This is a genomic window from Janthinobacterium sp. SUN026 (assembly GCF_030397625.1).
GTDB classification, from domain to species: domain Bacteria; phylum Pseudomonadota; class Gammaproteobacteria; order Burkholderiales; family Burkholderiaceae_D; genus Janthinobacterium; species Janthinobacterium kumbetense.
Genome location: NZ_JAPQNU010000001.1, coordinates 1683713 through 1695933 on the forward strand (window position 1 = coordinate 1683713; position 12221 = coordinate 1695933).

At 64.7% G+C, this 12221-nt stretch carries 13 protein-coding genes; 12 read left to right on the forward strand and 1 reads right to left on the reverse strand.

Going from position 1 to position 12221, the window contains the following annotated elements:
* The first annotated feature begins 152 nt into the window (after window positions 1-152).
* The 12 genes from OX459_RS07660 (at window position 153) to OX459_RS07715 (ending at window position 11543) form a co-directional block, all read left to right on the forward strand.
* Window positions 153-1586: a cytochrome ubiquinol oxidase subunit I gene (locus OX459_RS07660; RefSeq protein WP_099667343.1), complete on the forward strand. Its 1434-nt coding sequence runs from the start codon at window positions 153-155 to the stop codon at window positions 1584-1586.
* Entirely contained in the window at window positions 1576-2583 is a 1008-nt protein-coding gene (cydB, locus tag OX459_RS07665; protein ID WP_289904447.1) for a cytochrome d ubiquinol oxidase subunit II, read from the forward strand. Before OX459_RS07660 ends, cydB begins: the two co-directional genes overlap by 11 nt.
* 38 nt (window positions 2584-2621) lie before the next feature.
* Window positions 2622-2714: a DUF2474 family protein gene (locus tag OX459_RS07670; RefSeq protein WP_289904830.1), complete on the forward strand. Its 93-nt coding sequence runs from the start codon at window positions 2622-2624 to the stop codon at window positions 2712-2714.
* Entirely contained in the window at window positions 2714-3247 is a 534-nt protein-coding gene (locus tag OX459_RS07675; RefSeq protein WP_289904448.1) for a hypothetical protein, read from the forward strand. Before OX459_RS07670 ends, OX459_RS07675 begins: the two co-directional genes overlap by 1 nt.
* 45 nt (window positions 3248-3292) lie before the next feature.
* Window positions 3293-3718: a hypothetical protein gene (locus OX459_RS07680; protein WP_289904450.1), complete on the forward strand. Its 426-nt coding sequence runs from the start codon at window positions 3293-3295 to the stop codon at window positions 3716-3718.
* A 127-nt stretch (window positions 3719-3845) separates the two neighbouring features.
* Window positions 3846-4187 (forward strand): hypothetical protein, encoded by a 342-nt coding sequence (locus OX459_RS07685; protein ID WP_289904451.1) that lies wholly within the window; start codon window positions 3846-3848, stop codon window positions 4185-4187.
* A 1-nt stretch (window position 4188) separates the two neighbouring features.
* Window positions 4189-5547, forward strand: coding sequence for a TolC family protein (locus OX459_RS07690; protein ID WP_289904452.1), 1359 nt, complete (start codon window positions 4189-4191; stop codon window positions 5545-5547).
* Between the two features lie 2 nt (window positions 5548-5549).
* Window positions 5550-6932, forward strand: coding sequence for a copper oxidase (locus OX459_RS07695; protein ID WP_289904453.1), 1383 nt, complete (start codon window positions 5550-5552; stop codon window positions 6930-6932).
* Between the two features lie 183 nt (window positions 6933-7115).
* Window positions 7116-8771: a methyl-accepting chemotaxis protein gene (locus tag OX459_RS07700; protein WP_285816999.1), complete on the forward strand. Its 1656-nt coding sequence runs from the start codon at window positions 7116-7118 to the stop codon at window positions 8769-8771.
* A gap of 78 nt (window positions 8772-8849) precedes the next feature.
* Complete coding sequence (locus tag OX459_RS07705; RefSeq protein WP_289904454.1) at window positions 8850-9623, forward strand: transporter; 774 nt, start codon at window positions 8850-8852, stop codon at window positions 9621-9623.
* A gap of 93 nt (window positions 9624-9716) precedes the next feature.
* Window positions 9717-10229, forward strand: coding sequence for a hypothetical protein (locus tag OX459_RS07710; RefSeq protein ID WP_289904455.1), 513 nt, complete (start codon window positions 9717-9719; stop codon window positions 10227-10229).
* 15 nt (window positions 10230-10244) lie between these two features.
* Window positions 10245-11543, forward strand: a complete 1299-nt coding sequence (locus OX459_RS07715) for an NAD(P)/FAD-dependent oxidoreductase (protein ID WP_251348150.1) — start codon at window positions 10245-10247, stop codon at window positions 11541-11543.
* A gap of 56 nt (window positions 11544-11599) precedes the next feature.
* On the opposite strand, the gene OX459_RS07720 is transcribed toward OX459_RS07715, so the two are convergent.
* On the reverse strand, window positions 11600-12115 hold the full coding sequence (locus tag OX459_RS07720) for a DUF6265 family protein (protein WP_289904457.1): 516 nt from the start codon (window positions 12113-12115) through the stop codon (window positions 11600-11602).
* Window positions 12116-12221: the final 106 nt, after the last annotated feature.

A 12221-nucleotide genomic window follows, 5' to 3' on the forward strand; every position in this document is an offset into this window, starting at 1 on the left:
CGGTTTTCCGTTGGACCGGTTTGATCTTGTCATTCGGCAAACGTCAAACTGATCCTATGTTTTCTCCCGTTTCTGAGTCTGTTATGTTTTACCCGGAAAGCCTAGAGTGGAGGCCTGGGTAAAACAGACGTCACACGTCGGGAAGGCAACACATGTTAGGGCTTACGGCACTGGAACTGGCGCGCGTCCAGTTCGGCTTCACCATCTCGTTCCACATCATTTTTCCTGCAATCACGATCGGCCTGGCCAGTTACCTGACGGTGCTGGAAGCGGCGTGGCTGCGCACGCAGGACGGCGTGTACCGCGACCTGTACCATTTCTGGTCGAAGATTTTCGCCGTCAACTTCGGCATGGGCGTCGTTTCCGGCCTCGTCATGGCGTACCAGTTCGGCACCAACTGGAGTTTCTTTTCCGATTACGCGGGCAGCATCACGGGGCCGCTGCTGGCCTATGAAGTGCTGACGGCCTTCTTCCTGGAAGCGGGCTTCCTCGGCGTGATGCTGTTCGGCTGGCACCGCGTGGGGCCCGGCCTGCACATGTTCGCCACGGCCATGGTGGCGCTGGGTACCCTGATCTCGGCCACGTGGATCATCGCCTCGAACAGCTGGATGCAGACGCCGCAGGGCCATGAAATCATCGACGGGCGCGTCGTGCCCGTGGACTGGCTGGCCGTCATCTTCAATCCCTCGTTCCCGTACCGGCTGCTGCACATGAGCGTGGCCGCCTTCCTCGCCACGGCCTTGCTGGTGGTGGCGTCGGCCGCCTGGCATTTGCTGCGCGGCAACGACAATGCGGCCATCCGCAAGATGATGACCATGGGCTTGTCCATGCTGCTGGTCGTCGCGCCCATCCAGGCCGTCATCGGCGACGTGCACGGCTTGAATACCCTCGAGCACCAGCCGGCCAAGCTGGCCGCCATGGAAGGCCACTGGGAAAACACGGGCAACGAAGGCACGCCGCTGATCCTGTTCGGCTGGCCCGACATGGCGCGCGAAGAAACCCTGTACAAGGTGGAAATCCCCCGCTTGGGCGGCCTGATCCTCGCACACGACTGGAATGGCACGATTCCCGCCCTGAAGGAATTCGCGCCGCGCGACCGGCCCCCTTCCGCCGTCGTATTCTGGTCGTTCCGCCTGATGGCGGGGCTGGGCATGCTGATGATTGCGCTGGGCATCTGGAGCGCATGGTTGCGCTGGCGCAATACCTTGTGGCGTTCGCGCCTGTTCCTGCGTTGCGCCCTGTGGATGGGGCCGAGCGGACTAGTGGCCATGCTGGCCGGCTGGTACACGACGGAAATCGGCCGCCAGCCGTGGACCGTGTACGGCTTGCTGCGCACGGAAGACGCCGTCTCGGCCCACGGCGCCACGCAGCTGGGCATCACCTTGCTGTTGTTCATCGTCATCTATTTTGCCGTGTTCGGCACGGGCATCGGTTACCTGCTGCGCCTGATCCGGGTGGGGCCGCAGCCGCACGAAGGGGAGAGCGTCGAGCATGGCGGCCCCGGCCAGGAACGTACGCCTGCACGGCCGATGTCGGCCGCGCATCTGGAAGAGCAAGCGCAAGGAGGACATTCGCATGGGCATTGATCTGCCGCTACTGTGGGCCATTATTATCCTGTTCAGCATCATGATGTACGTGGTGATGGATGGCTTCGACCTGGGCATCGGTATCCTGTATCCGTTTTTCCAGGACAAGAGCGAGCGCGACGTGATGATGAATACGGTGGCGCCCGTCTGGGATGGCAATGAAACCTGGCTGGTGCTGGGCGGCGCCGGCATGCTGGCGGCCTTTCCGCTCGCGTATTCCGTCGTGCTCAGCGCCTGCTATCTGCCGCTCAGCTTCATGCTGATGGGCCTGATCTTCCGCGGCGTGGCCTTCGAATTCCGCTTCAAGGCGCGCGAGCACGAGCGCCACGTGTGGGACAAGGCCTTTATCGCCGGCTCGGTGGCGGCCGCCTTCTTCCAGGGCGTGACCCTGGGCGCCTATATCCAGGGCATGCCGGTGCTCAACCGCAGCTATGCGGGCGGCGCGCTGGACTGGCTCACGCCGTTTTCCCTGTTCACGGGCGCCGGGCTGGTGGCGGCGTATGCCTTGCTGGGCAGCACCTGGCTGATCATGAAGACGCAGGGCGGCCTGCAGGCGCGCGCCGTACGCCTCACGCGCGTGCTCGTCTGGCTGCTGCTGGGCGTGATCGCCGTCATCAGCGTCTGGACGCCGCTGGTCGACCCGGCCATCGCCGCGCGCTGGTTTGCGCTGCCGCAATTGTTCTGGTTTCTGCCCGTGCCGCTGCTGGTGCTGGGCGCGGGCTGGCTGCTGCTGCGCTCCCTGCGGCAGGGGCGGCAGGCGGCGCCGTTCCTGTGCACGCTGGCGCTCGTCTTCCTCGGCTACACGGGCCTGGGCATCAGCGTGTGGCCGCACATCATCCCGCCATCGGTCTCGATCTGGGAAGCGTCGTCGCCGCCGCAAAGCCAGGGCTTTACGCTGGTGGGCGCGCTGTTCATCATTCCCGTGATCCTGATGTATACGGTGTGGTCATATTATGTGTTTCGTGGCAAAGTCCTGCCGGAAGATGGGTATCACTGATGCAAGGACAACAGACATGGTGGAAACGACTGGCCTGGATGGCCGGCCTCTGGCTGGCCAGCGCGGCGACGCTGGGCTTGGCGGCTTGGGCGATGCGCCTGCTGATGCGGGTGGCGGGGATGGGCAGCTGATGGCGGACGGCCAAGCATCCGGCATCCGCTGCGAGGTCGGCGGCCGGCGCCATCCGCTGGCCTTCCTCGGCTGTCGCGGACTCAATTACGGCCAGCACAGCGCGCTGCCGCTGCATCCGTTCCGCCTGAGCGTGCCGGAAACGGCGCTGGCGGGCTTGCTCGACGAGCCGTTCAACAGTTTTCTCCAGACTTGCCGCGAAGACGATTTGCAGTACGAGGAAAGCGACTTGCCCGAGCTGATGCATGCCGGCTATCCCGACATCACGGCCATGCTGGCGGGCCACCGGCCGCTGCTGGCCGGGATGCTGCTCGACTTCATGATCGGCGACATGATGGATGCGATCGGGCGCGCCAGCGGCTACCGGCCCCTGCACGCGCGCTACTGGGGCGATGTCGAGGCGGCGGACGCCCGCGCGTACTTCACCGTCAATCAAGTGCAGACCGTGTCGTTTGCCGATGGCCAGGTCATCTTCGAAGGGCAGGGCTACTACGGCGTGTACGTAATCTGGCTGACGCATGGCCGGCGAGCGTGAATAGGGACTTGACCTTCCTCATGTGGGAAGGTTTATAGTTGCGCCATGAACCGTGCCTTTTCCCGCTTTCTCGCCCGCTCGCTGCTCTGGCTGCTGGCCGTCACGCTGCCCATGCAGGGCTTTGCGTCGGCCATGCGCAGCTGCTGCGTGGACGAGCTGGCGGCGGTGGTCACGGTTGCCGTCGAGGCGCTGCCAACGCCCCAGTGCCACAGTATGGCCGACATGACCGACATGCTGGTGGCGGACCAGCCGATGAAAATGGCCATGGACGATGGCGGCGCCATGCACCATGGCCACGATTGCAGCAACCATGGCGCTTGCACCGTGGGCGCCGCGGCGCCGCCCGGCATGCCGCCCCTGCATGCCCTGACCCTGCGCGCGCCGCCCCCGGCGCTGGCGCCCGATTCCCTGTTCGCCGGGCATATCCCGTCCGGTCCCGAACGTCCCCCGAGAAGCACGCGCTCCGCCTGACCGCCCGTTGAACCTGGCGGTGCCGCCGTCGCACGTCCCTGCAGCTTGTATCGTGCACCGTGCTCCGGCCGCGCCAGCGTTCCAGTCGCGCGCCCGCCGCGCCATACCCTGTTCTTCAAGGAATATCATGAAATACCTGTTCAGCTTTGCGCTGGCTGTGCTGCCGCTGGCCGCCGCAGCGCAGTCACAGCCCGCCCCGCAAGAGGCGCAAGCCTCCGTGCCGGCCACCACTTACCGCTCCGCCTTCGCCGGCTACCGTCCCGCCGCCGAGGACGACGCCACGCCCGACCAGGCCTGGCGCGCCGTCAACGACAAGGTCGGCAAGGCCGGCGGCCACATGGGCATGATGAAGATGGACGGCCACAAGATGGAAGGCCATGCTATGAAAGGCCACACGATGCCGATGGATAAGCCCAGCCCCAAGCCCGATGCCCAGCCGGCCCCGCAACATCTGCACGAAGGACACTGACATGCCACGTTTCACCAAATCAACTTGCCTCACGCCGCTGGCGCTGGCGGCCGTCCTGCTGCTCAGCGGCTGCGCCAGCTTCAGCGCCGATGGCGGCATGCAGGCCGTGTCCGCGCTGGCCGACGCCCGCACGGGCGCGCCCGACGCGCTGGCCGACAAGGGCGGCGAGGAAAAACTGGCGGCCTTGCTGGCCCAGCCCCTGGACGCGGACAGCGCCGTGCGCATCGCCCTGATGAACAACCACGGCATGAAGGTGGCGCTGGCCGAACTGGGCGCGTCCGAGGCGGACCTGGTACAAGCGGGGCGCTTGCGCAATCCCGGCCTGTCGTTCGGCCGTTCGCATGGCAGTCACGGCAATGAAATCGACCGCGGCGTCAGCTTCGACCTGGCCGGCTTGCTGACCATGCCGATGCGCGTGAACATCGAACGGGGTCGTTTCGAGCAAGCCAAGCTGCAAGCGGCCGGCAGCGCCGTGCAACTGGCGTCGGATACGCGCCGCGCCTACTTCAATGCGGTGGCTGCCGTGCAGACGGAACAGTTCATGCAGCGGGCGCTGCTGTCGGCCGAGGCGGGCGCCGAACTGGCCACGCGCTTGCAGCAGGCGGGCAACTGGAGCCGCCTCGACCAGGCGCGCCAGCAAGTGTTTTACGCGGACGCCGTCGGCGACCTGGCCCGCGCGCGCCACCAGGCCACGGCCACGCGCGAGCACCTGACGCGCTTGCTGGGCCTGTGGGGCAAGCAGACGGCGTTCACTTTGCCGTCGCGCTTGCCCGATTTGCCGGCCAAGCCAGCCGAGGCGGGCAATATCGAGGCGCAAGCGATGGAGCAGCGCCTCGACGTGCAAAGAGCGAAACTCGACGCGCATGCGACGGCCAGCGCGCTGGGCCTGTCCAAGGTGACGGGTTTCATCAACGTGCTCGACGTGGGCTACACCAACAAGAGCACGAGCGAGGCGCCCCGTGAAAACGGCTACGAAGTGTCGCTGGAGCTGCCCCTGTTCGACTGGGGCTCGGCGCGCAATGCGAAGGCGCAAGCCTTATATGAGCAGTCGCTGCAGCGCACGGCGGGCACGGCAGTACGGGCCCGCTCGGAAGTGCGCGAGGCGTATTCCAGCTACCGCACGGCCTACGACCTGGCGCGCCACTACCGCGATGAAGTCGTGCCGCTGCGCAAGACGATTTCGCATGAAGTATTGCTGCGTTACAACGGCATGCTGGCCAGCGTCTTCGAATTGCTGGCCGATGCGCGCGAGCAAGTTGCCAGCGTCAACGGCGCCATCGACACCCAGCGCGATTTCTGGATTGCGCAAACTGAATTGCAAGGCGCCATCAATGGCAGCGGCCCTGCCAACAAGGAATAATGATGATTACACGTAGAAACTTTTTCATGAATGCGGGCGCGGTCGCCCTGAGTGCGGCAGCGGTGAGCCGTGTCGGCGCGGCATCGTTGCCGGAAGCCGTCAGCATGGCCGGCGCGGAGACGAAGGCGCCGCCACCGCCGCCGAACGGGCGGCCGTACAACCCCGTCGTCACCCTGAATGGCTGGTCCTTGCCCTGGCGCATGAACAACAACGTCAAGGAATTCCACCTCGTGGCCGAACCCGTCGTGCGCGAACTGGCGCCCGGCATGATGGCCAATCTATGGGGCTACAACGGCCAGTCGCCCGGTCCCACCATCGAAGTGGTGGAGGGCGACCGCGTGCGCATTTTCGTCACCAACAAGTTACCGGAACACACGAGCGTGCACTGGCATGGCCAGCGCTTGCCCAACGGCATGGACGGCGTCACGGGCCTGACCCAGCCGGGCATTCCTCCTGGCAAGACCTTCGTCTATGAATTCGTCGCGAAGCGGCCCGGCACCTTCATGTACCACCCGCACGCGGACGAAATGACGCAGATGGCCATGGGCATGATGGGTTTCTGGGTGACGCACCCGAAAGACCCGAATTTCATGAAGGTGGACCGCGACTTCGTCTTCTTGCTGAGCAACTACGACATCGACCCCGGCAGCTACACGCCGAAGATCATGACCATGACGGATTTCAATCTGTTCACCTTCAATAGCCGCGTCTTCCCCGGCATCGACCCGATGGTCGTGCGCCAGGGCGACAAGGTGCGCGTGCGCGTGGGCAATCTGACCATGACGAACCACCCGATCCACATGCATGGCCATGAATTCGAAGTGACGGGCACGGATGGCGGCTGGACGCGCCCCGAATCGCGCTGGCCCGAAGTGACGACGGACGTGGCCGTGGGCCAGATGCGCGCCGTCGAGTTTACTGCCACGGACCTCGGCGACTGGGCTTTCCACTGCCACAAGTCGCACCACACGATGAATGCCATGGGGCACGACGTGCCCACCATGATCGGCGTCGACCACCAGGGCGTGGCGGCGAAGATCAACCAGCTCGTGCCCGGCTACATGGTGATGGGCGAGCGGGGCATGGCCGACATGGGCGAGATGCAGATGCCGATTCCCGACAATACCTTGCCGATGATGGCGGGCGACGGCCCCTTCGGCGCCATCGGCATGGGCGGCATGTTTACCACGGTCAAGGTGCGCAAGGATCAAAAAACCGGCGACTACCGCGATCCGGGCTGGTACAAGCACCCGGCCGGCAGCGTGGCGTATGAATGGACGGGCGCCTTGCCGGAACCCGTGCGCGGCCAGGGTACGGGCAAGCTGCCGGCCAAGGGCAGCATCGAGATGACGGTGCGCAAACCTGGCGCGCACGCCGGCCATTAACGGAGGGGCGCCAAGCCCATGCCCGAACGGCTTGCCTAGCATGGCAAGCCGTTTTGCATGTTGCTATAAATCAAGGAATTATTGTTTGGTGACAATCCGAGCATTTTTTTCCGTGTTTTTTCTTTATATTCAAGCCAGTACGCTCCAGTTGCACCGAGTATCGGCCAGTCTATGGGAGAAATCATGTTGAACCGGATGAAGGTGGGAACGCGCTTGCTGGCGGCATTCTTTTGCGTCGCGCTGATGGGGGCCATCGTGGCCGGCATCGGCATCTTCAACATGGGCAAGATCGATACCATGGCGGGGCAGATGTACAACCATGAACTGTTGGGCTTGTCGTACATCAAGGAAGCCAACATCGCCTTGATCAAGGTGGGCCGCGCGCGCAGCAATTTCTTGCTGGCCACGACCGCCGAGGAGCGCGCCACGCGCCAGGCCGATATCGCCAAATTCCTCGAGTTGAATAAAAGCTATTTGGCCAAGGCGGAACCGCTGTTCGTCACGCCGGCCGCCAAGGAACTGTTTGCCCGCTTCGCCGCCGTCGAAGCGGAATATATTGCCACCATGCAGCAGGCGCTGACCCTGGCGGCAGCCGAACCGCTGGCCCAGCGCAGCGCGCAACTGACCGAACTGCTCAACAAGACGCGCCAGCATGCCGATGAACTCGACGGCGTGCTGGACAAGCTGTCGCAGCAGAAGGAAGAGCGCGCCAAGGCCGCTTCCGAGCAGGCGTCCGGCGTGTATCAGGCCAGCCGCAGCTTCATGATCGCGCTGGTGCTGGGCAGCGTGGCGGCGGGCCTGGCGCTGGGGGCGCTGATCACGCGCGGACTGACGCGCCAGCTCGGTGGCGAACCGGGGTATGCCGTCAAGATCGCCGGCGCCATCGCCGAGGGCGACCTCACCGTCGATATCCGCACGGCCAGCCACGACAGCGCCAGCCTGCTGTTTGCCATGAAAACCATGCGCGACAAGCTGGTGGGCATCGTCAGCCAGGTGCGCTCGGGTACGGACACCATCAACACGGCCTCGGGCGAAATTGCCCAGGGTAACCTTGACTTGTCGTCCCGCACGGAAGAGCAGGCCAGTTCGCTGGAGGAAACGGCGTCGTCGATGGAAGAGCTGACGTCGGCCGTGCGGCAGAATGCGGACAATGCGCGCCAGGCCAATGCGCTGGCCGGCGCCGCGTCCGACGTGGCGGGCAAGGGCGGCGCCGTGGTGGGGCAGGTGGTGCAGACGATGGAATCGATCAACGCATCGTCGCGCAAGATCGTCGACATCATCAGCGTCATCGACAGCATCGCCTTCCAGACGAACATCCTGGCCTTGAACGCGGCCGTGGAAGCGGCCAGGGCGGGCGAGGAGGGGCGCGGATTTGCCGTCGTCGCGTCCGAAGTGCGCAACCTGGCGCAACGCTCGGCCAGTGCCGCCAAGGAAATCAAGATTCTGATCGGCGACTCCGTCGAGCAGGTGGAAATCGGCTCCAGACTCGTGCATGACGCGGGCAAGACGATGGATGAAGTGGTCACCAGCGTGCGCCAGGTGGCCGACATCATGCAGGAAATCACGGCCGCCAGCGCCGAGCAAAGCGCCGGCATCGAGCAAGTCAACCAGGCCGTGCTGCAGATGGACCAGGTGACGCAGCAAAACGCGGCCCTGGTGGAAGAGGCGGCCGCCGCCGCCGAATCGCTGCAGGACCAGGCGCAGACCCTGACGGAACTGGTGGGCGTGTTCCGCCTGCATGCCCAGGCGCAACAGATGGCCGTGCCGGCGTCCAGCAATGTCACGCCGCTGCGCCGGCCGGTGCCGGCCGCCAGGCAGGGCGTGCGGCGCCTGGCCTGAAATGGGGCGGGTCCGGGCGCAATCGGCGCGGCGGTGGTAGGCTGTCGTTATTGCGCGTTTGCCACTTCCGGGTTTCCCATGCCGTCTTCTTCCCTGCCGCTGTTGTGTTTCTCCGTGTTATTGCTCTCCCTGCCGCCGCTGGCGCAGGCGCAGGACGGCGATCCCGTGCTGCCGTACCGGCCTTCCGTGGCCAGTCCCGCCCAGCTGCCCGTGCCGGGCCAGCTGGAATTCGAGGCGGGCGGCCTGCTGTCGAAAACGGACGACACGCGCCGCGCCAGCCTGCCGTACACGTTCAAACTGGCGTTCAGCCCGGAATGGGGTGTATTGCTCGAAGGCGAGGGCTTCGTGCGCGCGCGCGACGACACGGGGCGCCGCGAAACGGGCGTGGGCGACACGACGGTCGTGCTCAAGCGCGCCTTTTTGCTCGACAGCGCCACGGCGCTGGGCCTGGAGCTGGGCTGGAAGTTGCCCACGGCCAAGGACAGCATCGGCAGCGGCAAGAGCGACGTGTCGCTGAACGGCATTTTCAGCCGCGACCTGGGCGCCGTGCACATGGACGCCAACCTGAACGCCACGCGCCTGGGCGCAGCCGACCCGCATACCGGCAGGGTGCAAACGGGCTGGGCGACCTCCTTTTCCACGCCCGTCAGCGAGCGCTGGGGCGCCACGGCGGAAGTGTCGGGCACGCGCTTGCGCGGCGCGCCGGCCACGGCGCAGCTCTTGCTGGCCGCCACCTACAGTCCCACGCCGCGGCTGGCCATCGATATCGGCATGGCGCGCGGCTTGACGGCGGCATCGCCGGACTGGTCGCTGTTCAGCGGCGTGGTCGTGCCTTTAGGCAAGCTGTGGTGAGATTGCCACGGCAATCCTTATGTGTCCTTGCGAACAAACAGTTGGTTGCACAAGGTCTACAATTGAGGCATAACTGATAAAAGGAGTGTCCCCATGAAAACCCTGATTCTTGCCGCCGTCTTGCTGTCGGCCGCTACCGCTGCCGTCGCCCAGGTGGGCGTCTCCGTCACCGTCGGCCAGCCGGGCTTTTACGGACGCATCGACATAGGCGACTATCCAGCGCCGCAATTGATCTATGCCCAGCCCGTCATCGTGCAGCGCCCGCAATACTATTCGGCGCGCCCCATCTATTTGCGCGTGCCGCCCGGCCATGCGAAACACTGGTCCAAGCACTGCCGCAAGTATAATGCCTGTAACCAAGAGGTATATTTCGTCCAAGATAGTTGGTATAACAACCAATATGTGCCCCGTTACCGCCAGCAGCATGGCGACCATGGCCGTCCCGACTACCGGGACCATGACCGTGATCGCGGCCACTATGACAAGCATGATGACAAGCGCGACAAGCATGAAGGCAAGCGCGACAAGCATGATGACAAGCCAGGCAAGGGCCATGGCAACGGTCATGGCAACGGCAACGGCAACGGCAACGGGCACAGGGATTAACAAGCAGGAGGATCTTTGCATAGTAAAATCGTTATCGTAGGGGGAGGTGCAGGCGGCCTGGAGCTGGCCTGTAAACTCAGCCGCAAGCTCGGCGCCGGCCAGGTCACCCTGGTCGACAGCCGCCTGTACCATATCTGGAAGCCGTCGCTGCATGAAGTGGCGGCCGGCACCCTGGACATTCATCAAGAGGGCCTGTCATACCAGATGCTGGCGCATGACAATGGTTTCACCTATGTCTATGGCCCCCTGATCGCACTCGACGCCGCGTCGAACAGCCTTACCGTGGGCGCCATCGCCACGGACAAGGATGAGCAACTCTTGCCGCAGCGTACTGTCAGCTACGACCAGCTGGTGCTGGCCGTGGGCAGCACTTCGAATTACTTCGGCGTGCCCGGCGCCCAGGAAAACACGATTTCCCTGAATGCCACGGAAGATGCCGAACGTTTCCGGCTGACCCTGCTGAAACTGCTGGCCATGGCCGAACAGCGCCAGGGCGATGCGGGCCATCCCGGCGTCGACATCGTCATCATCGGCGGCGGCGCCACGGGTGTGGAACTGGCGGCCGAATTGCGCGAAGCGAGCGGCGTGTATGCCGCGTATGGTTTCCAGAATCTCAACGCCATCAAGGATGTGCGCATCACCCTGCTCGAAGGGGCGCCGCGCATCCTGGCGCCGCTGCCCGAGCGCGTTTCCATCGCCGCTTCGAAATTGCTGCACCAGCACGGCATCACCGTGGTGACCGATACGCGCGTCACCACCATCGAAGCCGACAAGGTGACGGTGGCCAGCGGCACCAGCTATGCGGCCGACATCTGCGTGTGGGCCGCCGGCATCCGCGCGCCGGAATTCCTGTCCACCCTGGGCTTGCCGACCAACCGCGCCGGCCAGCTGGAAGTGACGGGCATGCTCAACGTGCAGGGCCATGCGAATATCTTTGCGCTGGGCGACTGCGCCGCCTGCATGGGGCCGGATGGCAAGCTGGTGCCGCCGCGCGCCCAGGCTGCCCACCAGCAAGCCGATTACCTGCTGAAAACTTTCCTGCTGCAAGCGAAGGGCAAGCCGCCGCAAACCAAGCCGTATGAATACCTGGACTACGGTTCGCTCGTGTCCTTCGGCCGCACCACCTCGGTGGGTACCCTGATGGGTTCGCTGAAGGGCCTGAGCTGGTTCGTCGAAGGCTTTGTTGCGCGCATGATGTATGTGAGCCTGCACCTGATGCACCACAATGCCGTGCTGGGCAGCGTGCGCACGGCCGTCATGGCCATGGGCCGCTTCCTGATCAAGCGCAGCACGCCGCAAGTCAAGCTGCACTGATCGCGCTGCAGTAAACGGTTTGCGCCGGATCAAACAAGGGGCCTTGCGGCCCCTTTTTATTTGCCGCGCGCGACAGGCGCCGCTTCGCAACGGCCCCGCGTCATGGGAAAGTCGATGGTGGTGAATTTGCCCTTCAAGGTGCCGACGATGCTGGCATGCAAGATGCGCTCGCTGTCGCGGCGGTAGATGATGCGGCTCGGAAAGTCATTGTCCAGGTTGGCGAAGATGAATTCGTTCGGCTTGTCCTGGCGCAGCAGGTTGAAGGTGACGGGCGGCTGCCCCGACGGCTGCACGATGTAGGCCAGCTGGCCCGGTTCCGTGAGGCGGATCTGCACGAATTCAAAGGCCGTCGTCTTGCCGCCCTTGACGGTGCGGCTGGTGCCGAGGATGGTGCCGCCGGCGGCCGTGCTCCATTGTTCGCCGGAACCGGGTTCGGCGCCGTCGACATTCCAGCAGCCGGCCAGCCAGGCCAGCTTGTCCACGGTTTCCGGCGGCGGCACGGTATTGTCGGCGGCCTGGGCGGCGCCCATGGCCAGCAGCGCTGCCAGCAAGGTCGTTGCGAGTCGTTGCATGCCATCTCCTGTCGTTGCGATGTTAGCGGTCACTGGGGCACGCCGGCGGCGCGCCTGCCCAGTGTAGCCGATGCTGGGCTGCACACGGCAAACACTTTATACTCGG

Excerpts from the sequence above, each read along its gene's own strand:
- OX459_RS07660 (WP_099667343.1), top strand. The coding sequence starts at position 153 with ATGTTAGGGCTTACGGCACTGGAACTGGCGCGCGTCCAGTTCGGCTTC.
- cydB (WP_289904447.1), top strand. The coding sequence starts at position 1,576 with ATGGGCATTGATCTGCCGCTACTGTGGGCCATTATTATCCTGTTCAGC.
- OX459_RS07670 (WP_289904830.1), top strand. The coding sequence starts at position 2,622 with ATGGCCGGCCTCTGGCTGGCCAGCGCGGCGACGCTGGGCTTGGCGGCT.
- OX459_RS07675 (WP_289904448.1), top strand. The coding sequence starts at position 2,714 with ATGGCGGACGGCCAAGCATCCGGCATCCGCTGCGAGGTCGGCGGCCGG.
- OX459_RS07680 (WP_289904450.1), top strand. The coding sequence starts at position 3,293 with ATGAACCGTGCCTTTTCCCGCTTTCTCGCCCGCTCGCTGCTCTGGCTG.
- OX459_RS07685 (WP_289904451.1), top strand. The coding sequence starts at position 3,846 with ATGAAATACCTGTTCAGCTTTGCGCTGGCTGTGCTGCCGCTGGCCGCC.
- OX459_RS07690 (WP_289904452.1), top strand. The coding sequence starts at position 4,189 with ATGCCACGTTTCACCAAATCAACTTGCCTCACGCCGCTGGCGCTGGCG.
- OX459_RS07695 (WP_289904453.1), top strand. The coding sequence starts at position 5,550 with ATGATTACACGTAGAAACTTTTTCATGAATGCGGGCGCGGTCGCCCTG.
- OX459_RS07700 (WP_285816999.1), top strand. The coding sequence starts at position 7,116 with ATGTTGAACCGGATGAAGGTGGGAACGCGCTTGCTGGCGGCATTCTTT.
- OX459_RS07705 (WP_289904454.1), top strand. The coding sequence starts at position 8,850 with ATGCCGTCTTCTTCCCTGCCGCTGTTGTGTTTCTCCGTGTTATTGCTC.
- OX459_RS07710 (WP_289904455.1), top strand. The coding sequence starts at position 9,717 with ATGAAAACCCTGATTCTTGCCGCCGTCTTGCTGTCGGCCGCTACCGCT.
- OX459_RS07720 (WP_289904457.1), bottom strand. The coding sequence starts at position 12,115 with ATGCAACGACTCGCAACGACCTTGCTGGCAGCGCTGCTGGCCATGGGC.